The sequence below is a fragment of the Streptomyces sp. NPDC046900 genome (assembly GCF_040644975.1).
Lineage (GTDB): Bacteria > Actinomycetota > Actinomycetes > Streptomycetales > Streptomycetaceae > Streptomyces.
Genome location: NZ_JBEYXD010000110.1, coordinates 1 through 22,064 on the forward strand (window position 1 = coordinate 1; position 22,064 = coordinate 22,064).

General features: G+C 70.5%; 18 protein-coding genes. 8 read left to right on the top strand and 10 right to left on the bottom strand.

What is annotated here, in order from left to right:
* Nucleotides 1-342: 342 nt before the first annotated feature.
* The 3 genes from pyk to pta all read right to left on the bottom strand — a co-directional run bounded on the left by pyk (nt 343) and on the right by pta (nt 5,167).
* Entirely contained in the window at nt 343-1,773 is a 1,431-nt protein-coding gene (gene pyk / locus ABZ904_RS45035; protein WP_359409080.1) for a pyruvate kinase, read from the bottom strand.
* Between the two features lie 98 nt (nt 1,774-1,871).
* Nucleotides 1,872-3,080 carry an acetate kinase gene (locus ABZ904_RS45040; RefSeq protein WP_361003995.1) on the bottom strand — a complete coding sequence of 403 codons (1,209 nt, stop codon included), beginning with the start codon at nt 3,078-3,080 and terminating at the stop codon, nt 1,872-1,874.
* Nucleotides 3,077-5,167, bottom strand: coding sequence for a phosphate acetyltransferase (gene pta / locus ABZ904_RS45045; RefSeq protein WP_361003992.1), 2,091 nt, complete (start codon nt 5,165-5,167; stop codon nt 3,077-3,079). Before pta ends, ABZ904_RS45040 begins: the two co-directional genes overlap by 4 nt.
* 333 nt (nt 5,168-5,500) lie before the next feature.
* Here pta and ABZ904_RS45050 point away from each other — a divergent pair, with 333 nt between their 5' ends.
* Nucleotides 5,501-6,526, top strand: coding sequence for an ATP-dependent 6-phosphofructokinase (locus ABZ904_RS45050; protein ID WP_361003989.1), 1,026 nt, complete (start codon nt 5,501-5,503; stop codon nt 6,524-6,526).
* A gap of 148 nt (nt 6,527-6,674) precedes the next feature.
* Here ABZ904_RS45050 and ABZ904_RS45055 read toward each other — a convergent pair whose 3' ends face one another.
* The 5 genes from ABZ904_RS45055 to ABZ904_RS45075 form a co-directional block, all read right to left on the bottom strand.
* A complete protein-coding gene (locus ABZ904_RS45055; protein ID WP_361003986.1) occupies nt 6,675-7,514 on the bottom strand; it encodes a carbohydrate ABC transporter permease in 840 nt (279 codons plus the stop codon).
* 1 nt (nt 7,515) lies between these two features.
* Nucleotides 7,516-8,382, bottom strand: coding sequence for a sugar ABC transporter permease (locus tag ABZ904_RS45060; protein WP_359409090.1), 867 nt, complete (start codon nt 8,380-8,382; stop codon nt 7,516-7,518).
* Entirely contained in the window at nt 8,379-9,647 is a 1,269-nt protein-coding gene (locus ABZ904_RS45065; protein WP_361829943.1) for an extracellular solute-binding protein, read from the bottom strand. The genes ABZ904_RS45060 and ABZ904_RS45065 overlap by 4 nt, the downstream gene beginning before the upstream one ends.
* A 223-nt stretch (nt 9,648-9,870) precedes the next feature.
* Nucleotides 9,871-10,563, bottom strand: a complete 693-nt coding sequence (locus ABZ904_RS45070) for a response regulator (RefSeq protein ID WP_361003980.1) — start codon at nt 10,561-10,563, stop codon at nt 9,871-9,873.
* Nucleotides 10,560-12,221, bottom strand: a complete 1,662-nt coding sequence (locus ABZ904_RS45075) for a sensor histidine kinase (protein ID WP_359409096.1) — start codon at nt 12,219-12,221, stop codon at nt 10,560-10,562. The genes ABZ904_RS45070 and ABZ904_RS45075 overlap by 4 nt, the downstream gene beginning before the upstream one ends.
* A 210-nt stretch (nt 12,222-12,431) precedes the next feature.
* Between ABZ904_RS45075 and ABZ904_RS45080 the strand changes: the two genes are divergently transcribed.
* Nucleotides 12,432-13,805, top strand: a complete 1,374-nt coding sequence (locus ABZ904_RS45080; protein ID WP_361829946.1) for a cation:dicarboxylase symporter family transporter — start codon at nt 12,432-12,434, stop codon at nt 13,803-13,805.
* Nucleotides 13,806-13,943: 138 nt separating this feature from the next.
* On the opposite strand, the gene ABZ904_RS45085 is transcribed toward ABZ904_RS45080, so the two are convergent.
* Nucleotides 13,944-14,561 carry a TetR/AcrR family transcriptional regulator gene (locus tag ABZ904_RS45085; RefSeq protein WP_359409100.1) on the bottom strand — a complete coding sequence of 206 codons (618 nt, stop codon included), beginning with the start codon at nt 14,559-14,561 and terminating at the stop codon, nt 13,944-13,946.
* Nucleotides 14,562-14,714: 153 nt separating this feature from the next.
* Here ABZ904_RS45085 and ABZ904_RS45090 point away from each other — a divergent pair, with 153 nt between their 5' ends.
* The 6 genes from ABZ904_RS45090 to ABZ904_RS45115 all read left to right on the top strand — a co-directional run bounded on the left by ABZ904_RS45090 (nt 14,715) and on the right by ABZ904_RS45115 (nt 21,048).
* Nucleotides 14,715-16,391, top strand: a complete 1,677-nt coding sequence (locus tag ABZ904_RS45090; protein WP_361829948.1) for an MFS transporter — start codon at nt 14,715-14,717, stop codon at nt 16,389-16,391.
* A 104-nt stretch (nt 16,392-16,495) separates the two neighbouring features.
* Nucleotides 16,496-17,305 (top strand): DUF2127 domain-containing protein, encoded by an 810-nt coding sequence (locus ABZ904_RS45095; RefSeq protein ID WP_361829950.1) that lies wholly within the window; start codon nt 16,496-16,498, stop codon nt 17,303-17,305.
* 9 nt (nt 17,306-17,314) lie between these two features.
* Entirely contained in the window at nt 17,315-17,743 is a 429-nt protein-coding gene (locus tag ABZ904_RS45100; RefSeq protein WP_359409106.1) for an MFS transporter, read from the top strand.
* A 133-nt stretch (nt 17,744-17,876) separates the two neighbouring features.
* Complete coding sequence (locus tag ABZ904_RS45105; RefSeq protein ID WP_359409112.1) at nt 17,877-18,305, top strand: MerR family transcriptional regulator; 429 nt, start codon at nt 17,877-17,879, stop codon at nt 18,303-18,305.
* Nucleotides 18,302-18,634 carry a thioredoxin domain-containing protein gene (locus tag ABZ904_RS45110; RefSeq protein ID WP_359409108.1) on the top strand — a complete coding sequence of 111 codons (333 nt, stop codon included), beginning with the start codon at nt 18,302-18,304 and terminating at the stop codon, nt 18,632-18,634. Before ABZ904_RS45105 ends, ABZ904_RS45110 begins: the two co-directional genes overlap by 4 nt.
* A 119-nt stretch (nt 18,635-18,753) precedes the next feature.
* The gene (locus ABZ904_RS45115; RefSeq protein WP_361003999.1) at nt 18,754-21,048 is read left to right on the top strand and encodes a UvrD-helicase domain-containing protein; all 2,295 of its coding nucleotides are present in this window, start codon (nt 18,754-18,756) and stop codon (nt 21,046-21,048) included.
* A 64-nt stretch (nt 21,049-21,112) separates the two neighbouring features.
* On the opposite strand, the gene ABZ904_RS45120 is transcribed toward ABZ904_RS45115, so the two are convergent.
* Nucleotides 21,113-22,064 (bottom strand): alpha amylase C-terminal domain-containing protein (locus tag ABZ904_RS45120; protein ID WP_361829952.1); only part of this gene is annotated, 952 nt, incomplete at its 5' end.

The window sequence follows — 22,064 nt, forward strand, 5'->3', positions numbered from 1 at the left end:
CCCCTAATCTTTTTTTTGTTTGGTGTGTGTTAAACTGCTTCGCCCTCCCCTCCTCCCGCCCCCCCCGCCCCCCGCGGGGGACTGGGCCACTGCTCTTTGTGCGGCTCTGGTCGGCGCCCGGTGCGGTGAGCCGGCGGTTCGCTGCGGTGCGGCAGTTCGCCGCCCGCGTCCAGCGGGATCCGGACCGGCTCACCGACGAGCAGTGGCATGCGGTCGCGTATCCATGGCGTGGCAGCGAACGGCCGGCGATCCACCGCAGCCGGCAGGAGACCGTGCGACACGAGGGCGCCCCCTGCCATGGGCAGGGGGCGCCCTCCTCGTCGCGGAGCCGTGGGCACGGCGTCAGCTGCGGTGGCCCTCGCCCAGGTGGTGGACGCGGACCATGTTCGTGGTGCCGGGGACCCCGGGCGGGGAGCCGGCGGTGATGACCACGATGTCGCCGTCGTTGAACCGCTTGAGCCGCGTCAGCTCCTGGTCCACCAGCTCGACCATCTCGTCGGTGCTGTTCACGAACGGCACGACGTGCGACTCCACGCCCCAGCTCAGCGCCAGCTGGTTGCGGGTGGACTCGTCCGTGGTGAACGCCAGGATCGGCTGGCAGGCCCGGTAGCGGGACAGCCGGCGGGCGGTGTCACCGGACTTGGTGAAGGCGACCAGGCCCTTGCCGCCCAGGAAGTCGGCGATCTCCGCGGCGGCGCGCGCCATCGAACCGCCCTGCGTGCGCGGCTTCTTGCCCGGGACGAGCGGCTGCAGGCCCTTGGACAGCAGCTCCTCCTCGGCCGCCCGGACGATCTTCGACATCGTCTTGACCGTCTCGATCGGGTACGCGCCCACGCTCGACTCGGCGGACAGCATGACCGCGTCGGTGCCGTCCAGGATGGCGTTGGCCACGTCGGAGGCCTCGGCGCGGGTCGGACGGGAGTTGGTGATCATCGACTCCATCATCTGGGTCGCCACGATCACCGGCTTGGCGTTGCGGCGGCACAGCTCGATGAGCCGCTTCTGCACCATCGGGACCTTCTCGAGCGGGTACTCGACGGCCAGGTCGCCGCGGGCGACCATCACGCCGTCGAACGCCATCACGACGTCCTCCATGTTCGCCACCGCCTGCGGCTTCTCCACCTTGGCGATGACCGGGACGCGCCGGCCCTCCTCGTCCATGATGCGGTGGACGTCCTTGACGTCGTTGGCGTCCCGCACGAACGACAGCGCGACCATGTCGCAGCCCATGCGCAGCGCGAACCGCAGGTCGTCGATGTCCTTCTCCGACAGCGCCGGGACGTTCACCGCCGCGCCGGGGAGGTTGATGCCCTTGTGGTCGGAGATGACGCCGCCCTCGATGACGATCGTCTTCACCCGGGGGCCCTCGACGTCCGTGACCTTCAGCTCGACGTTGCCGTCGTTGATGAGGATCGGGTCGCCCTTGGAGACGTCGCCCGGGAGTCCCTTGTACGTCGTACCGCAGATGTGCTTGTCGCCCGGGACGTCCTCGACGGTGACGGTGAACGTGTCACCGCGCACCAGCTCGACCGGACCCTCCGCGAAGGTCTCCAGACGGATCTTCGGGCCCTGCAGGTCGGCGAGGACACCGATGGCCTTGCCCGCTTCGGCGGCGGCGGTGCGCAGGCGTACGTACCGTGCCTCGTGCTCTTCGTGCGAGCCGTGGCTGAAATTGAAGCGGGCCACGTTCATGCCGGCTTCGATCAGCGAGACGAGCATTTCGTGGGAGTCGACCGCTGGGCCGAGAGTGCAGACGATTTTCGAACGGCGCATGGGGCGATCCTATCGGTTTGTTTCGCTGCGGAATATTCCGTCTGGCGGAAAGTACAAACGGGCGGGCCGGTGCTCAGGCGAGAGCCGATCGAAATGGTTCAGTTGCCCTTTCCGACCAGTGCGTAGGTCTGTGTGGCGATCTCCAGTTCCTCGTCCGTGGGCACCACGGCGACCGCCACCCGCGCGCCGGCGGGCGAGATCAGCCGCGGCTCGTCGCCGCCTGCGGCGTTGAGGGCGCCGTCCACCGCCAGGCCCAGTTCCTCGAGGCCCGCGACGGCAGCCTCCCGCACCGGGGCCGCGTTCTCGCCCACCCCGGCCGTGAAGGCGATCGCGTCCACCCTGCCGAGTACCGCGTAGTAGGCGCCGATGTACTTCTTCAGCCGATGGATGTAGATGTCGAAAGCGAGCCTTGCCTGCGCGTCGCCCTCGTCGATCCTGCGCTGAATTTCCCGCATGTCGTTGTCGCCGCACAGACCGAACAGACCGCTCCTCTTGTTGAGGAGAGTGTCGATCTCGTCCATGGACATTCCGCCAACACGCTCCAAATGGAAGATGACGGCGGGATCCAGGTCCCCGGAGCGCGTCCCCATCACCAGCCCCTCCAGCGGGGTGAGCCCCATGGAGGTGTCCACGCACCGGCCGCCCCTGACCGCGGAGGCGGACGCGCCGTTGCCCAGATGCAGCACGATGACGTTGACGTCTTCCGGCGCCTTGCCCAGCAGCTTCGCGGTCTTCCGGGACACATACGCGTGCGAGGTCCCGTGGAACCCGTAGCGCCGGACCCGGTGCCGGTCCGCGAGCTTCACGTCGATCGCGTAGCGGGCCGCGTACTCCGGCATCGTCGCGTGGAACGCCGTGTCGAAGACGGCGACCTGGGGCAGGTCGGGGCGCAGTGCCATGGCCGTACGGATGCCGGTGAGATTGGCCGGGTTGTGCAGCGGCGCGACGGGGATCAGCCGCTCGATCTCCGTGAGCACTTCGTCGTCGACGACGGTGGGCTCGGTGAAGAACATGCCGCCGTGCACCACCCGGTGGCCGACGGCCGCCAGCTCGGGCGAGTCGAGCCCGAGGCCGTCCTTGGCCAGCTCCTCGGCGACCGCCTTGAGGGCCGCCTGGTGGTCGGCGATCGGCCCGTTCTGCTCCCGGGTGCCGCCCGTGGCGAGCGCGGTGTGCTTGATCCGCGACGTCTGCTCGCCGATGCGCTCGACGATGCCCACGGCGAGCCGGCTGTTGTCGCGCATGTCCAGCAGCTGGTACTTCACCGACGAGGAGCCGGAGTTGAGGACGAGGACGCGGGTCTTGCTCACAGGGCTGCTGCCTTCTCGGTGGGGATCTGGGCCTGGATCGCCGTGATGGCGACCGTGTTGACGATGTCCTGAACGAGAGCGCCCCGGGAGAGGTCGTTGACGGGCTTGCGCAGGCCCTGCAGAACGGGGCCCACGGCGATCGCACCGGCCGAGCGCTGCACGGCCTTGTAGGTGTTGTTGCCGGTGTTGAGGTCCGGGAAGACGAGCACGGACGCCTGCCCGGCGACCTGCGAGCCCGGGAGCTTGGTCGCCGCGACACTGGGCTCGACCGCGGCGTCGTACTGGATGGGCCCCTCGATCATCAGGTCGCCGTCGCGCAGCCGCACCAGCTCGGTGGCCTCGCGCACCTTGTCGACGTCGGCGCCCGAGCCGGAGGTGCCGGTCGAGTACGACAGCATCGCGATCCGCGGCTCCACCCCGAACTGCCGGGCGGTGGTGGCCGACTGGAGGGCGATGTCGGCGAGCTGCTCGGCGTCGGGGTCGGGGTTCACGGCGCAGTCGCCGTAGACGAGCACCTTGTCGGCGAGGCACATGAAGAAGACCGAGCTGACGATCTTCGCGTCGGGCCTGGTCTTGATGATCTCGAAGGCCGGCCGGATGGTGGCGGCCGTGGAGTGCACGGCCCCGGACACCATGCCGTCGGCGAGGCCCTCCTCGACCATGAGGGTGCCGAAGTAGTTCACGTCGGCGACGATGTCGTACGCCAGCTCCATCGTGACGCCCCTGTGGGCGCGCAGCCGGGCGTACTTCTCGGCGAAGGTCTCGCGCAGCCCGGAGGTGGCCGGGTCGATCAGCTGGGAGTCGCCGAGGTCGATGCCGAGGTCGGCGGCCTTCTTGCGGATCCCGTCCAGGGGACCGAGCAGTGTCAGGTCGCAGACGCCGCGGCGCAGCAGCACCTCGGCGGCGTGCAGCACGCGCTCCTCGGTGCCCTCCGGGAGCACCACCCGGCGCTTGTCGGCGCGGGCCCGCTCCAGCAGCTTGTGCTCGAACATCATCGGCGTGACCCGGTCGCTGCTCGGGGCGGACACCCGGTCCAGCAGGCCGGCGGTGTCGATGTACCGCTCGAAGAGCCCGAGCGCACGCTCCGCCTTGCGCGGAGTGGCCGCGTTCAGCTTCCCCTCCAGGGAGAACAGCCGGGCGGCGGTGGGGAAGCTGTTGCCGGGCACCGAGAGGACCGGGGTGCCCGGGGCGAGGCGGTCGGCGAGGGAGAGGATCTCGGTGCCGGGGACCTCGTCCAGGGTGAGCAGGACACCGGCGATCGGCGGGTTGCCGGCGCTGTGGGCGGCCAGCGAGCCGACGACGAGGTCGGCGCGGTCGCCCGGGGTCACCACCAGGCATCCCGGGGTGAGGGCACCCAGCAGGTTCGGCAGCATGGCGCCGCCGAAGACGAAGTCGAGCGCGTCCCGCGCGAGCCCCGCGTCGTCACCGAGGACGACGCGGGCGTCGAGGGCCTGGGCTATCTGCGCGACCGTGGGCGCGGACAGGGCCGGGTCGTCGGGAAGGACGTAACAGGGGACGGGGAGCAGGGAGTCGAGCCGCCCGGCGATCTCGTCCCGGTCCTCGGCCGCGACCCGGTTCGCGACCATGGCGAGCACATCGCAGCCGAGCGTGTGGTAGGCGCGATAGGCGTTGCGCACCTCGGCCCGCACGGAGTCGTGGGCCTGCTTGCGCCCGCCCACGACCGGGATCACCGACGCCCCGAACTCGTTGGCGAGCCGGGCGTTGAGGGACAGCTCGTCGGGGAGCTGGGTGTCGGCGAAGTCGGAGCCGAGGACGAGGACGACCTCGTAGTCGCGGGCCACCGCGTGGAAGCGGTCGACGAGGGTGGACACCAGCTCGTCGGTGCCGCGCTCGGCCTGGAGCGCGGACGCCTCGTGATAGTCCATCCCGTGCGCGGTCGCCGGGTCCTGCGACAGCCGGTACCGGGTGTGCAGCAGCTCGAAGAGACGGTCGGGGCCGTCGTGGACGAGGGGGCGGAAGACGCCGACCCGGTCGACCTGCCGGGTCAGGAGCTCCATGACTCCCAGCTCGACGACCTGGCGGCCGTCGCCGCGGTCGATCCCGGTCACGTACACGCTGCGCGTCACGCGTGCTCTCCGTTCCGTCTCTCGGGTGGGGTGGCGGGCAGGGGCTCGGGCGGCCCGCGGGTCGCTCTGCGCCCTCTCGTGCGTCGAGGGGTGGCACGGGTGCCTTCGACCGATTCAAGATGTTTTTATGGGGTTCCGTGGCTCGCGAAATCCCCCCACGAGGGTGAACAGAACCCCCTTGACAATACCTCTGGCGCTGGATAAGGCGCCCGTCAGGTCCCCCGGGGCCGGGGCGGGTCGGCAGGGGGTGGTGCGGGAGCGGCACCCGTCTGTGGGCCGTGAAACAATCGGATTGGCTCACCGGTATCTACAGCGAGCAGGAGACACAGCACGATGCGCATCGGAGTACTCACCGCAGGCGGCGACTGCCCGGGCCTGAACGCAGTGATCCGGTCGGTCGTGCACCGCGCGGTGGCGCAGTACGGCGACGAGGTGATCGGCTTCGAGGACGGCTACCGGGGTCTGCTCGACGGCCACTACCGCACCCTCGACCTGGACGCCGTCAGCGGCATCCTGGCCCTGGGCGGCACCATTCTCGGCTCTTCCCGTCTGGAGCGCGACCGGCTGCGCGAGGCCTGTGAGAACGCCTCGGACATGATCCGCGACTTCGGCATCGACGCCCTGATCCCGATCGGCGGCGAGGGCACGCTGACGGCCGCCCGGATGCTGTCGGACGCGGGCCTGCCCGTGGTCGGCGTCCCCAAGACGATCGACAACGACATCTCCTCCACGGACCGCACCTTCGGCTTCGACACGGCGGTGACGGTGGCCACCGAGGCGATGGACCGCCTGAAGACGACGGCCGAGTCCCATCAGCGCGTGATGGTCGTGGAGGTCATGGGCCGTCACGCCGGCTGGATCGCGCTGGAGTCCGGCATGGCGGCCGGCGCCCACGGCATCTGCCTCCCCGAGCGCCCCTTCGACCCGGCCGACCTGGTCAAGATGGTCGAGGAGCGCTTCGCCCGCGGCAAGAAGTTCGCGGTGGTCTGCGTCGCCGAGGGCGCGCACCCCGCCGAGGGCACCATGGACTACGGCAAGGGAGAGATCGACCAGTACGGCCACGAGCGGTTCCAGGGCATCGGTACGGCGCTGGCGTACGAGCTGGAGAGGCGGCTCGGCAAGGAGGCCAAGCCGGTCATCCTCGGCCACGTCCAGCGCGGCGGGACCCCGACCGCGTACGACCGGGTGCTTGCCACCCGCTTCGGCTGGCACGCGGTCGAGGCGGCGCACCGCGGGGAGTTCGGCAAGATGACGGCGCTGCGGGGCACGGACGTGCTGATGGTGCCGCTGGCCGAGGCGGTCACCGAGCTGAAGAAGGTGCCGAAGGACCGGATGGACGAGGCCGAGTCGGTGTTCTGACGGAGCCGCCGGTCCCCGGGCGGCAGCTGCCGCCGGTGGGGGACCGGCCGGCGATCGTCGGCCGCCCGGGGTCGCGCGGTACCTGAGGGGAGCGGGGGCGACCCGCGAGGTGAGCGGGCTCGCTGCGCACCTCGCGGGTCGCCCGCCGTCACCCCTTGACCGCCCCGCCCAGCGCGAACCCGCCACCCAGCCGGCGCGCGACGAGCACATAGAGCAGGATCACCGGCGTCGAGTAGATGATCGAGAACGCCGCCAGTTGCCCGTACGCCACCATGCCGCGGTTGCCGAAGAACTCGTTGATGCTCACCGACGCCGGCATCTGGTCCGGGGTGAGCAGCAGCATGAACGGCACGAAGAAGTTGCCCCACATCACCACGAACGAGAACACCGTCACCACCGCGACCCCCGGCCCCATCAGCGGCAGCACGATGCGGACCAGGGACTGGAACCAGTTCGCGCCGTCCGTCCACGCCGCCTCTTCCAACTCCTTCGGGACGCCGTCCGTGAAGTTCTTCATCAGCCAGATGGCGAAGGGGAGTTGGGAGGCGGCGAAGAACAGGATCGTGCCCTGCACCGTGTCGATCAGGTTCACCTGAACGAACAGCGCGTACACCGGCACCATGATCGTCGTGATCGGCAGGCTGGTCGCGAACAGGATCGTCAGCAGGAACGGCCGGTTCAGCCGGGACCTGAAGCGCGACAGCGGATACGCGGCGAGCGCCGCGCAGACCACGGTCAGCAGTGTCCCCCCGCCGCACAGGATCAGGCTGTTGAGCAACGGGGTGAATGTGATGTCGGGTTTCAGGACCGCGTCGAAGTTGTCCAGGGTGACGCCGTCCGGGGCCTTCACCCGCAGATCCGCGTGCGGGTCCACCGAGGACAGGACCACCCACACGAGCGGCAGGGCGAACGCCGCGGCCGCCACGAGCAGGCCGGCGTCGGCCGCCAGACGCCGGCCCGTTCGGCGGGAGACGAGCGTGGACGCCACGTCAGATCTCCGTCCGCAGCAGCCGCATGTACATGACCGAGAACAGCGAACCGACCAGCAGCAGCAACAGCGCCACCGCCGTCCCGTACCCGATCATGCTGTTCTGGAAGGCCTGTTCGTACATGAACAGGGGCAGGGTCTGGCTCTTGTTCCCCGGCCCGCCCCTCGTCATCACCCAGATCAGCCCGAAGACCGACAGCGTCTGGAGCGTGTTCAGCATCAGGTTCGTGCCGATGGAGCGGCGGATCATCGGCAGCGTGATGTGCCACATTCGGCGTGCGCCGCCCGCCCCGTCCACCTGCGCCGCCTCCGTGATCTCCTTCGGGATCTCGTTCAGCGCCGCAGAGTAGACCAGCATGGAGAAGGCCGTCCCCCGCCACACGTTCGCGAACGACACGGCCAGGATCGGAAGCGTGTAGAGCCAGTTCTGGGACGGCAGCCGGAGCCAGTCGAGGATCGCGTTCAGCGTGCCTTCCTTGCGGAAGAAGGCGTAGAGCAGAAAGCCCGCCACCACCTCCGGCAGCACCCACGCCGTGATCACGATCCCGCCCGTCAGGGTGCGGACCGGCTTCGAGGCCCGCTGCATGAGCGACGCCAGGGCGAGCCCCAGCGTGTTCTGGCCGACCAGTGAGGACAGCACGGTGAACACGAGTGTCAGCCAGACGGCGTTGAGGAAGGCCTCGTCCCCGAACGCCGTACGGAAGTTGGCGAAGCCGACGAACGACGAGTGGGCCTGGCCCGTGAGTTGCAGGTCCGTGAAGGCGATGTACGCGCAGTAGGCGATCGGGCCCGCCAGGAAGAGCAGCAGCAGGACCACGGCGGGGACCACCGGCAGCGCACGGGCCAGCGAGCGGTGCGGATCGCTCACTTCTGGACCACTTGGTCGTTCGTCGCCGCCTTGAGCGCCTCGTCGTAGCCGCCCGCCGCCTTATCCACGGACGCGTCACCCGTGGTCACACTCTCCATGGCCTCCTGGATGGCGGTCGACACCTTGGGGTACGCCGGATACGCCGGCCGGTAGTGCGTACTGCTCACCAGGTCGGTGAAGAACTTGATGCCGGGCTGCGCCTTCACGTACGACGGGTCCGACGCCACGTCCTTGCGCACCGCGATGCCGGAGTTGGCGATGTACCACTTCTGCGCGTTCGTCTTGGTCTGCATCGTCTGGATGAACTTGAAGGCCAGGTCCGGGTTGCCCGCCTTGGCGGGGACCGACCAGGTCCAGCCGCCCGACATGCTCACCTTGCCCGGCGCCTGGCCGTGCTGGGTGGGCATGGGGGCGAGGCCCAGCTGCTGCGACCACTCGGGCCATTCGTGACCGCTGCCCGGCAGCCAGTCCTGCGGGAGCCAGGAGCCGTCGAGGTCGATGCCCAGCTTGCGCTTGGGGAGCAACTCACCGCGGACGATGGTCTGGATGTTGGGGTCGAGGGCCTGGGAGACGTCCGTGCCCAGCTTCTCCTTGTACACGGTCTCGACGAACCCGAGCGCGTCCTTGAAGGCCTGGCTCCCGGCGATCCACTTCTTGGTGCCCTTGTCGTACAGCGGGTCGGAAGTGCCGTCGCCCGTCCCGTACAGGAGCATCTCGAAGCCCTGCATCGTCGCCGCCTCGCCGGCCGGTTTGCCGGTGTAGACGTTGAGGGGCGTGACGTCGGGGACCCTCTGCTTGATCGTGCGGGCGGCGGCGAGGACGTCGTCCCAGGTCTTCGGCTGCCAGTTCGCGGGCAGGCCCGCCTTCTTGAAGATGCCCTTGTCGAACCAGAGGCCCCGGGTGTCGGTGCCGTCCGGGACGCCGTACGTCTTTCCGTCCTCGGCCCGGGCCGCGGCCTTCGCCGTGTCGATGAACTGGTCCCAGTCCTTCCACTTGGCGAGGTAGGGGTCGAGCGGCTTGAGATAGCCGCTGGTGATGTCCGAGTTGATGAGGAAGGTGTCCTCGTAGACCAGGTCGGGGGCGGTCTTGGGGGAGCGGAGCATCTGCTGGAGCTTGGTGTAGTACTCCGAGTCGGGGGCCTTGATGGGGACGAGTTCGACCTTCTTGCCGGGGTTCTCCCTCTCGAACTGCTTCTTGATACCGGCGAGGTAGTCGTCCATGACATGGATCGAGTTGTCGGTCGACTGTTTGAAGGAGACCTTCACCGTGTCCGGGTCGCTGCCGGAGCCGCTGCCGCACGCGGTGAGAGTGGTCGCGGCGAGGGCGAGAGCAACGAGGGCGGTGAGCGGGGGCGGACGGCGGTGGGGCGCACGGGCACGACCTCCTACGGGCTCACTTCGCTGTGGCCCGGATGACTGCCCGGTGAACGTAAGTGGAGTGGTCTAGTCAGGTCAATGCGTCTGCAAGGGATTGGACGCGGAGCTCCGCCTACCGGCCCTTCTCGGCGGTCCGGATCCACCGGTAGACCAACTCCGGCCGCCCCACCTGCCCGTAGAGCGGACTTCGTCCGGCGCGTCCCGCCTCCACGAGGTGCTCGAGGTACCGCCGCGCCGTGATCCTGGAGATCCCCACCGCCTCGGCGGCCCCCGCCGCGGTGAGCCCCTCCTCGCAGTCGCGCAGCGCCCCGGTCACCCGCTGAAGCGTCGGCGCGCTCAGCCCCTTCGGCAGGGCCGGGGGGCCCGGCGCCCGCAGTGTGGCCAGCGCCCGGTCCACCTCCTCCTGACCGCTCGCCTCACCCGCCGTCTCGCGGAACTCCGCGTAGCGCACCAGACGGTCCCTCAGCGTCGCGAAAGTGAACGGCTTCAGCACGTACTGAACGACCCCCAGCGAGACCCCCTCCCGCACCACCGCCAGGTCGCGCGCGGACGTCACGGCTATCACGTCCGCGTGGTAGCCGGCCGCCCGCAGCGTGCGCGCCAGTTGCAGCCCGTGCCCGTCCGGCAGGTGCAGATCGAGGAGCAGCAGATCCACCGGCGTGCGGTCCAGCAGGCGCCGCGCCTCCGCGCCGGTGTGCGCCTTGCCCACCGCCGTGAAACCCGGGACCCGGCCGACGTACATGACGTGCGCGTCGGCGGCCACCGGGTCGTCCTCCACGACCAGGACGCGGATGGGTTCGGTCATGCTTCACCTCCGGACAGGGCGGCCTCCGGCGACGCCGGTTCCGCCGAGGCGGCCGCCTTCATGCTGGGCAACGGCACCCGCGCTTCGAACTCCGCCCCGCCCCCGGCCGACTCGGACACCGTCAGGGTGCCCTCGTGGCGGCGCGCCGTCTGGCGGACCAGGGCGAGGCCGAGACCGCGGCCACCGGGGGCCGTCGCGGGTTTGGTCGACCAGCCGCGTTCGAACACCGCCTCGGTGTGGGCCGGGTGAACCCCGGCGCCCGTGTCCGCGACCCGCAGGACCAGACCCGACTCGTCCGTGTACGCCGTCACCGTCACCCGGGCCCCGGTGGAACCCTGCGCCGCGTCCATCGCGTTGTCGATCAGGTTGCCGAGGATCGTCACCAGGTCCCGGGCGGGCAGCGACGGTGGCAGCAGTCCGTCGTCGATGCGGCTGTCCCGCGACACCACCAGCTCCACACCCCGCTCGTTGGCCTGTGCGGCTTTGCCCAGGAGCAGGGCCGCGAGGACCGGTTCGTTGACCGCCGCGACCACCTGGTCCGTCAGGGCCTGCGCCAGTTCCAGCTCGGCCGTGGCGAAGTCGACGGCCTCCTCGGCGCGGCCGAGTTCGATCAGCGAGACGACCGTGTGCAGCCTGTTCGCCGCCTCGTGCGCCTGCGAGCGCAGTGCCTGGGTGAAACCCCGCTCCGAGTCCAACTCGCCCATCACGGACTGGAGCTCGGTCACATCGCGCAAGGTGACCACCGTGCCGCGGCGTTCGCCGCCGGAGACCGGGGAGGTGTTGACGACCAGGACGCGGGTGCTCGTCAGGTGGACCTCGTCCACCCGCGGTGCGGAGGACAGCAGGGCGCCGGTCAGCGGGGCGGGCAGTCCCAGGTCCGCCACCGAGCGGCCCACCACCTCGCCGGTCGCCCCCAGCAGCTCCCGGCCGCCGTCATTGATCAGCGCCACCCGGAACTGGCCGTCCAGCATCAGCAGGCCCTCGCGCACGGCGTGCAGCGCGGCCTGGTGGTAGTCGTGCATACGGCTCAGCTCGGTCGCGTTCAGGCCGTGGGTGGAGCGGCGCAGCCGGGCGTTGATCACATAGGTGCCGATGGCGCCCAGGACCAGGGCGCCTCCCGCGACCCCGATCAGGGCCGTCGCCTGGTCCTGGACCCGCGCGCTGATCGACTCGACCTTGATGCCCGCGCTGACCAGGCCGATGATGCGGCCGTCGTCCTCGATGGGGGTGACCGCGCGGACGGACGTGCCGAGCGTGCCGGTGTACGTCTCGGTGAAGGACTGGCCGTGCTGGGCGGGGGCGATGTGGCCGAGGAAGCGTTTTCCGATCTGGTTCCGGTCGGGGTGGGCCCAGCGGATGCCCTGCGGGTTCATGATCGTGATGAAGTCGACCCCGGTGTCGTCCTGGACCTCGAGCGAGTACGGCTCCAGACGGGAGGTCGGGTCGGCGGTACCGATCGCTTCCCGCACCGAAGGCACATCGGCGACCGAGCGTGCGACCGCCATGGCCTGACGGCCGGCCGCCTCACGCGCCTGACTGCGATCGCTGACGTAGGTGAACAGCGCGTACCCGGCGACGAGCACCGCGATCAGCACGGCCTGCATCGCGAAGAGCTGGCCGGCCAGGCTGCGGGGTCTCGGGAGGCGGAGCGTGAACATGCGTTCAGTCTGCCTCGCGATTCCGGCTCCCCGTATAAGCGTGAACTAAATGAACGGAAGGGTGACGCCCCTCACACGGCGGGAGATAGTCACCGCATCCCGGGACGCACTCCCCGGCTCCCCCGAGCCCGGAGATCCGACCCCGAGCCCCCGAATTCCGGACGTGAGCCGCACGCCGGTGATGCCGACGAAGACGTCAAGGAGGCAGCCGTGACGACGACGGCACCTGCCGCACCCGCCGCGAGGCGGGATCGCACCCACTATCTGTACATAGCAGTGATCATCGCGGTGGCGCTGGGCATCGCCGTGGGCCTGATCTGGCCCGACTTCGGAGTGGAGCTCAAACCCCTCGGCACGGGCTTCGTGAACCTGATCAAGATGATGATCTCGCCGATCATCTTCTGCACGATCGTGCTGGGCATCGGCTCGGTGCGCAAGGCCGCCAAGGTCGGTGCCGTCGGCGGTATCGCACTCGGCTACTTCCTGGTGATGTCCCTGGTCGCGCTGGCCATCGGGCTGGTCGTCGGAAACGTCCTGCACCCCGGTGAGGGCCTCCATCTGACGAACGCGATCAAGGACGTGGGCCACGCCCAGGTGTCACCGGACGCGCTGCCGCCGGTCGACTTCGTGCTCTCGATCATCCCGACGACCTTCGTCTCCGCCTTCACCGAGGGCCAGGTCCTGCAGACCCTTCTCGTCGCACTCCTCGCCGGCTTCGCGCTGCAGGCGATGGGTTCGGCGGGCGTCCCCGTGCTGCGCGGCGTCGAGCACATCCAGCGGCTGGTCTTCCGCATCCTCGCCATGGTGATGTGGGCCGCCCCGATCGGTGCCTTCGGAGCGATCGCCGCCGTCGTGGGTTCGGCCGGCCTGGACGCGCTCAAGAGCCTCGCCGTACTGATGCTCGGCTTCTACGTCACCTGCGTCCTGTTCGTCTTCGTCGTCCTCGGCGCCCTGCTGCGCCTCGTCGCGGGCCTGAACATCTTCACGCTCTGCAAGTACCTGGGCCGTGAGTTCCTGCTGATCCTGTCCACCTCCTCCTCCGAGTCCGCACTGCCGCGGCTGATCGCGAAGATGGAGCACCTCGGTGTCGGCAAGCCGGTCGTCGGCATCACCGTCCCGACCGGCTACTCCTTCAACCTCGACGGCACCATGATCTACATGACCATGGCGTCGCTCTACATCGCCGATGCGCTGGGCACGCCGATGTCCGTCGGTGAGCAGATCCCGCTGCTGCTGTTCCTGCTCATCGCCTCGAAGGGCGCGGCGGGCGTCAGCGGCGCCGGTCTCGCCACGCTGGCCGGCGGTCTGCAGTCGCACAAGCCCGCGCTGGTCGACGGCGTCGGCCTGATCGTCGGCATCGACCGCTTCATGAGCGAGGCCCGCGCCCTGACCAACTTCGCGGGCAACGCCGTGGCCACCGTTTTGATCGGCACCTGGACGAAGGAGATCGACAACGAGCGCGTACAGCAGGTGCTCACGGGCCGGCTGCCCTTCGACGAGACGACGCTGCTCGACGAGGGCCGGACGACTGTCCCGGCCGAGGCGCCCGAGCAGGGCGGCGACAAGGAACTGGCCAAGGCCTGAGCCCCGCGCACCTCGCCATCCGGGCGGCGGGACGCTCCCCGCGTCTCTCTGCCGCCTGGACCGGACCTCCCCAGCCGTCGAGCGGCCGGGCCCGTACCTCTCGGGCCCGGCCGCTCGGTCGTGTTCCCGGGCGGTCTGTCAGTCGCTCAGCTTGGCCACCAGCTCGGCGGCCCGGGAGGCGGGCACGCCCGCCGCCGTCAGCACGGTGACCGCGGCGGAGCGGCCCGCATCCCGGGCCGACAGCACGCCCTCGTTCACCGCCTCCATCAGCGCGAACACCATCTGCTCGTGCACGTACGCGAGCGCCCGCGGCGGCAGCGGTGAGGTGAACACACCTTGCTCCAAGCCCTGCGCCAGGACCTTGGCGCACGCCTCGCGCACCGGCGCCAGACGGTCGCGGATGCCCTGCACGCTGACGCTGCGCTGGGCCAGCGCGACCAGGATCCGGTAGCGGTCGGCGACCTCCCACACCGCCAGCGTCGAACGGGCCACCGCCTCCGCCGGGTCCGCCACGCCCTCGCGGCCGGCCGCGTGCGCCGCCGCGACCGCGTCCACCGCTCCGTCGACGAGTGTGCCGATCAGCGCCTCCCGGCTCGGGAAGTGCCCGTACACCGTGCGCCGTACGACGCCCGCGGCCCGCGCGATCTGGTCCATGGACGCGTCGGGGTCGCGCAGCAGTTCGGCGAGCGCGACCTCCAGGATGCGGCGGCGGTTGGCGTCGGCGCGGCTGGCGTTACCCGTGGTCATGGCTGCCATTCTGCACCGCCGCCCAGTGCCTCCGGGTGCCTCCGGGTGCCTTCACCTTCTTGATTTGCACAGTGCTGTGCAACGCCGTACATTGCGCACCGTTGTGCAAATGCACATCGCTGTGCAAGTCGAGGGCGCTGAGACAGAGGAAGGCCCCAACCCATGCGATTCGTCATGAACGAACCGGTCGAGAGGATGGACCGGCCCTACGCCCGGCGCTGGTGGGCGCTGCTCGTGCTCTGCCTGAGCCTGCTGATCATCGTGATGGCGAACACCGCCCTCACCGTCGCCGCCCCGGACATGACCCAGGACCTCGGACTGTCCAGCGCCGACCTGCAGTGGGTCATCGACGGCTACACCGTGCCCTACGCGGCGCTGATGCTCCTGCTCGGCGCGATCGGCGACAAGTACAGCCGGCGCGGCGCGCTCGTCCTCGGACTGGTGGTCTTCGGCGGCGGGGCCGTCTACGGCTACCTCGCGGGCAGCGCCGCCACGGTCATCGCGGCCCGCGCCGTCATGGGCACGGGAGCCGCGCTCATCATGCCCGCCACGCTCTCGCTCCTCGCCGCCACCTTCCCCCGCGCCGAGCGCGCCAAGGCGATCACCCTGTGGACCGCCACCGCCGGTCTGGCCATCGCCGCCGGTCCGCTGGTCGCCGGTGCGCTCCTGCAGGACCACGGCTGGTCGTCCACGTTCCTGATCAACGTGCCGATCGCCGCCGTCGCCCTGGTCGCCGCCCTCGTCCTCGTACCGCCGTCCAGGGCCGCCCACCACGAGCGGATCGACTACGTCGGCGGGCTGCTGTCGGTGGTCTGGGTCGGCTCGCTCGTCTACATGATCATCGAGGGCCCGCACTTCGGCTGGGGCGTCAAGGCGGTCACGGCCGCCACGATCGCGGGCGCCGGTCTCGTCCTGTTCGTCGTCTGGGAGCTGCGCCACCCACGCCCCGTCCTCGACGTACGCCGCTTCGCGCACCGTCGCTTCGCGGGGTCCAACCTCGCCGTGGCCCTGTTCTTCCTGGCCGTCTTCGGCGCCTTCTACTACCTCACCCAGCACCTCCAGTTCGTCCTCGGATACGACGCCCTGCAGACCGGTGTCCGGATGCTGCCGCTGGCCGGAGCGGTGTTCGTGGGCTCGGCGCTGACCGGCTACCTCACCCCGCGGATCGGTATGCGGATCACGGTGACCGCGGGCATGGCCGGTGGCACCGCGGCGCTGGCGCTGCTCACCCGGGTCGACTCGGGATCCACCTACGGCGACTTCGTGCTTCCGCTGGTGATCCTGGGCCTCGCGATCGGCCTCGCGCTCTCGCCCTGCACCGACGCGATCATGGGCGCGTTCCCGGAGTCCGAGCTGGGCGTCGGCGGCGCGGTGAACGACACCTCCCTGGAACTGGGGGGCTCGCTCGGCATCGCCATCCTCGGTTCGGTGCTGGCGGGCTCGTACTCCTCGCATCTGGCGGACGCCACGGGGGGCAGTGGGCTGCCGGCGAGCGCGCTGTCCACCGCGCAGGACTCGGTCGGCGCGGGGTACGCGGTGGCGCAGGGCATCGGCGACCGGGCCAGGCACCTTGCCGAGCAGGCGGCGCACGCCCAGAGCGCCCAGCAGGCCGGCCGGCTGAAGGCGCAGGCCGACCAGCTCGCGCACGGCGCACGCCAGATGGCCGACGCGGTCGGCTCGTCCTTCGCGGACGCCGTCGCCCACACCAGTCTGGTCGGCGCGGTGATCCTCGGAGCCGGCACCGTACTGGTCGCGATGCTGCTGCCGCGCAGGGGGCGCCCGGCCCCGGCCGAGCAGCACAGCGAGGAGCGGGAGTCCGCGACCGCCGGAACCCGCTGACGGCCTCCCGGAACCCCGCCCCGCGCACCCACGTCTCGTAGTACATGCACCATGGTGCCGTGCCGGACCGACCGGCACGGCACTTCGGCGGGAGGCACGGGGGCATGAAGATCGACTGGGACCGGCGCCACTGCGCGCGTCGCGGGCATGTGACCTACGCACCCGACGACCCCCGGCTGCGGACGCGGCTGCACGCCCGGACGGGCGTCGGGGATGCCTGGCGGTGCCTGCGCTGCGGCGACTTCGTGCTGGGCGAGCCGCACGGCTCGGGTCCCGCCGGCGAGGCGCCGCTGGTACCGCGCGGCAAGGTGCTGCGCGATCTGTTCATCCTGCGCTTCCTGGCGATCGAACGGGCGGTGCGCGGTGTGTTCATCGCGCTGGTCGCGGTGGCCGTCTGGCGGTTCAGCAACAGCCAGGACGCGGTGCGGCGCCTCTTCAACGAGAACCTGGACGTGTTCCGGCCCGTCTTCCGGCACTTCCACTACGACCTCGACCACTCACCCGTGGTCGGCACCATCCAGAAGTCCTTCGGCTACAAGCACTCCACGCTGCTCCTGGTCGCCGGGCTGCTGCTGGCCTATGCGCTGATCGAGCTGATCGAGGCGGTCGGACTCTGGAACGCCAGGCGCTGGGCGGAGTACCTGACGGTCGTCGCCACCGCGGCCTTCCTCCCACTGGAGGTCTACGAACTGACCGAGCACATCAGCGCTCTGAAGATCGCCACCTTGGTCCTCAACATCCTCGCGGTCCTCTATATCGCCCTCGCCAAACGGCTGTTCGGCCTGCGTGGCGGCCGCAAGGCGTTCGACGAGGAGCGGCGGAGCGCGTCGCTGCTCGAGGTGGAGGAGTCGGCGGGCTTCCCGGTCACCGTCCGACCCGCGCCGACGCCGGACACAGCGGGCCCGCGGCCCTGAGTGCGGCTGGTGCCGGCGTACGGGACGCGGGTCCCGCACGCCGGGCTCGGAGTGCTGCTCGCCGGGGTCCTGGCCGCCGTCGCCGTGTACGCCGTCGTCCCGGCCGGCCGCCACCCGTGGGCGCTGCTGCCCGTGCTCGCCGTGTGCGGACTGGGGCAGGGGCTGTTCGCGGTGCCGTTCTTCACCACGGCGCTGCAGCGGGTACGCCCGCACGAGACAGGCTCCGCGGCCGGGCTGCTCAACGCCGTGCGGCAACTCGGCTCGACGCTCGGGTCGCCCTGCTCGGCAGTGTGTTCTTCGCCCGGGGCGCCGGGGCCGCGTTCGGTACGGCGGCGGGCTGCTGGGGCCACCTGGATGGCCGGCGCCCTCATGACGTCCGGGCCGTGCGGCGCCGGACGACGGCGCGCGGCTCGGCGGGCGCTGCTGCCACCCGGCTGACCAGACCGCCCCGCGCGGGTGCCGTCCGGCTGATCGGACCGCCCCGCCCGGCTGATCGGACCGCCCCGCGCGGCTGCCGCCGCCTGGTCGGCGCGTTGCCCTGACGCCGAGGTCAAGGATTACGGTCGTGCGCATGCGAATCGGCGAGCTGGCGGCGCGGGCCGGGACCACCACACGCACCTTGCGGTACTACGAGTCGCGGGGACTGCTGCCCGCGCGGCGCACGGGCAACGGATACCGCACCTACGACGAGCACGATCTGAAACTGCTGCGGCAGATCCGCACGCTGCAGGACTTCGGGTTCGACCTGGAGGAGACGCGGCCCTTCGTGGAGTGCCTGCGCGCGGGGCATCCGGAGGGCGACTCCTGCCCGGCGTCACTCGCGGTCTACCGGCGCAAGCTGGACGAGCTCGACGCGCTGATCGACGAGTTGCGGGCGGTGCGGGTGACGGTCGGCGATCAGCTTTCGAGGGCGGAGCGGGCGCAGGCGGCGCTGGCGGCCGAGGCTGCGGTTCCGGGCGGTCCGGAGCCGGTGTGCGAGCTGGGAGGGCAGGAGCGGTGATCAAGGCTGAAGGCGTGACCGAGGTGACGGACGCGGACTTCGAGACGGAGGTGATCGGGGCGCGGCTGCCCGTGCTGGTGGAGTTCACCGCCGACTGGTGCCCGCCGTGCCGGCAGATGGGCCCGGTGCTCAGCGCCCTCGCCGCCGAGGAGAGGGACCGGCTCAAGGTGGTGCAGCTGGATGTGGACACCAATCCGGCGACCACGAACGCGTACAAGGTGCTGTCGATGCCGACGTTCATGGTCTTCCGCGACGGCGAGCCGGTGAAGGCGATGGTCGGGGCGCGGCCCAAGCGGCGGCTGCTGGAGGAACTGTCCGACCTGCTCTGACCGTCGCGGTCACAAAGAAATCCCCCGAGCAATTGCGCTCGGGGGATTTCCTTGCGTATATTCAATGGTTCGCGACTTCAAAAGGGTTGGGCCGCGAAGAAGTTCAGTGGGCTCAGTATATCCGAGCGGGAGCGGAATTGTCAAACACCGAATTTCCGGACGATGAATTGCGTCGGGAGCAGGAATTCATCGACGGGCTGTACGCGCGCGTGGACGCCCTGCGCGGTGACACCGAGGACTCCGTGGCGGACGCGCTGGCACAGGGCGACAAGCCCATGCAGGCCCGGCTGGAGCGGGACATCCTGGTCGCCGAACGCTCGGGGCTGCTGGCGGCGCTGAACGCGGTGGACGGGTCGCTCTGCTTCGGCCGTATCGACCTCACCTCCGGCCGGAGCCACCACATCGGGCGCATCGGGCTGCGCAGCGACGACGCGGAGCGCACCCCGGTCCTCATCGACTGGCGCGCCGACGTCGCCCGGCCCTTCTATCTGGCCACCGGTCACACTCCGATGGGCCTGCGCCGGCGCCGGCACATCGGCACCGAGGGGCGCCGGGTGACCTCCCTGCACGACGAGATCCTGGACCTGAGCGACCGCGAGCGCACCGGCCACGAGGACCCGTCCGGGGACGCCGTGCTGCTCGCCGCGCTCAACGCCGCCCGCACCGGCCGGATGAGCGACATCGTGCAGACCATCCAGGCCGACCAGGACCGCATCATCCGCGCGCCGTACCGCGGCGTGCTGGTGGTGGAGGGCGGTCCCGGCACCGGCAAGACGGCCGTCGCCCTGCACCGGGCGGCGTACCTGCTCTACGAGCACCGGGAACTGCTCGCCCGCCGCGCCGTCCTCATCGTCGGCCCGAACCCGGCGTTCCTCGGCTACATCGGCGAGGTGCTGCCCTCGCTGGGCGAGACCGGCGTCCTGCTGGCGACCGTCGGCGAACTCTTCCCCGGCGTGCGGGCGACCGCCACCGACACGCCCGCGGCGGCCGCCGTGAAGGGGCGCGCCGAGATGGCCGACGTCCTCGCCGCTGTGGTACGCGACCGGCAGGCGCTGCCCGACCCCGTGATCGCCATCAAGCACGACCGCGAGGTCCTGATGCTCGACGACGGCCTGGTGAACGTCGCCCGCGAGCGCACCCGTGCGGCGCAACTGCCGCACAACGTGGCCCGCGAGCACTTCGAGGGGCACATCCTCAACACGCTCACCGACATGGTCGCCGAGCGCATCGGCACGGACCCGTACGACGGCAGCAACCTCCTCGACGCCAGCGACATCACCCAGATCCGCGACGAACTGGCCGAGAACCGCGAAGTCTGGTCCGCCATCGACCAGTTGTGGCCGCGACTGACGTCGCAGCGGCTGGTCGCGGACTTCCTCGCGGACCCGGAGGGGTATGTGTCCGACGAGGACGCGGCCGCCATCCGCCGCCGGGTCACGCGTGCCTGGACCACGGCCGACGTACCGCTGCTCGACGAGGCCGCCGAACTGCTCGGCGAGGACGACCGGGTGGCGAGGGCGCGCGCCGAGCGCGAGCGGGAGAGCCAGGTCGCGTACGCGCAGGGCGTGCTGGACGTGTCGTTCGCGTCCCGGACGTACGAGTTCGAGGACAAGGAGGACAGCGACCCCGACGGGTCCGAGGTGCTGTCCGCGCACGACATCATCGACGCGGAGCGGTTCGCCGAGCGGCAGGAGGAGGCGGACCACCGCAGCGCGGCCGAACGCGCTGCGGCCGACCGCACCTGGGCGTTCGGGCACATCATCGTCGACGAGGCGCAGGAGCTGTCGCCGATGGCATGGCGGCTGCTGATGCGGCGCAGCCCGACCCGTTCGATGACGCTGGTCGGGGACCCGGCGCAGACGGCCGAGGCCGGTGGGGTCGGCTCGTGGTCCGAGATCCTCGCGCCGTATGTCGAGGACCGCTGGGAGCACACCCGGCTCGGCGTGAACTACCGCACCCCGTCCGAGATCATGGACGTGGCGGCGGATGTGGTCCGCGCGGAGAACCCCGGGTTCGAACCGCCGAGTTCGGTACGGTCCACGGGCGTACGGCCCTGGGTGCGGGCCACCGGCGATCTGCCCGCCGCCGTGGCCGAGGCAGTCGGGGAGCTGAACGCCGCCGAGGGCCGGCTCGCGGTGATCGCGCCGCGCGAACTGCACCGGTCGCTCGCCGCACGGCTCGACGGGGTCACGGCGGGCGCGGAACCGGACCTGACCCGGGCCGTCGTGCTGCTCGACCCGCGCCAGTCCAAGGGCCTGGAGTTCGACTCGGTACTGGTGGTCGAGCCCGCACGCTACGGCACGAGCGATCTCTATGTGGCCCTGACGCGGGCCACACAGCGGCTGGGCGTGCTGCACACCGGGGAGCTGCCGAAGGCGCTGGAGACGGCGCTGGACATCGCCGCCACCGCCTGAACGGCCTTCTCGTCCAGGGCCGGAGGCCGGGGAAGCCGGCCCCGGCCCTCGACGAGGGAAGACCTCAGGCCGGACGGAGCCAGATCGTCGACAGCGGGGGCAGGGTCAGACGGATGCTCGCCGCACGGCTGTGCCAGGGAGTGGGTTCCGGCTTCAGCGGGTCGGGGTTGTGGACGTCGCTGCCGCCGTACCTGGCCAGGTCGGTGTTGAGCACCTCGTACCAGGCCGGGACGTCGTCGGGGACGCCCAGGCGGTAGTCGTGGCGCACGACCGGGGAGAAGTGGGAGACGGCCAGCAGTGGTGTGCCCTCGGCGTCGTAGCGCAGGAACGCGAACACGTTGTCGTCGGCGGCGTCGCCCACCACCCACTGGAAGCCGGACGGCTCGGTGTCGCGCTGCCACAGCGCCGGCGTGTGGCGATAGCCCGAGTTGAGATCACGGACCAGGTCACGCACGCCCCGGTGGTCGGCCTCCGCCCCGTACGCCGGGTCCAGCAGCCACCAGTCAGGTCCATGGGCCTCGGACCACTCGGCTCCCTGGGCGAACTCCTGCCCCATGAACAGGAGCTGCTTGCCGGGGTGGGCCCACATGAAGCCCAGATAGGCACGGTGGTTGGCGCGCTGCTGCCACCAGTCGCCCGGCATCTTCGACACCAGCGACCGCTTGCCGTGCACGACCTCGTCATGGGAGATCGGCAGCACGTAGTTCTCGCTGTAGGCGTACACCATCGAGAACGTCATCTCGTGGTGGTGGTACTTGCGGTGGATCGGCTCGTGGCTCATGTACTGGAGCGAGTCGTGCATCCAGCCCATGTTCCATTTCAGGCCGAACCCCAGACCGCCGAAGCCGCTGGGCCCCCTGTGGTCGGTGGCGCGGGTGACGCCGTCCCAGGCGGTGGATTCCTCGGCGATGGTGACCACGCCGGGGCAGCGGCGGTAGACGGTGGCGTTCATCTCCTGCAGGAAGGCCACGGCGTCCAGGTTCTCGCGGCCGCCGTGCTCGTTGGGCCTCCACTGG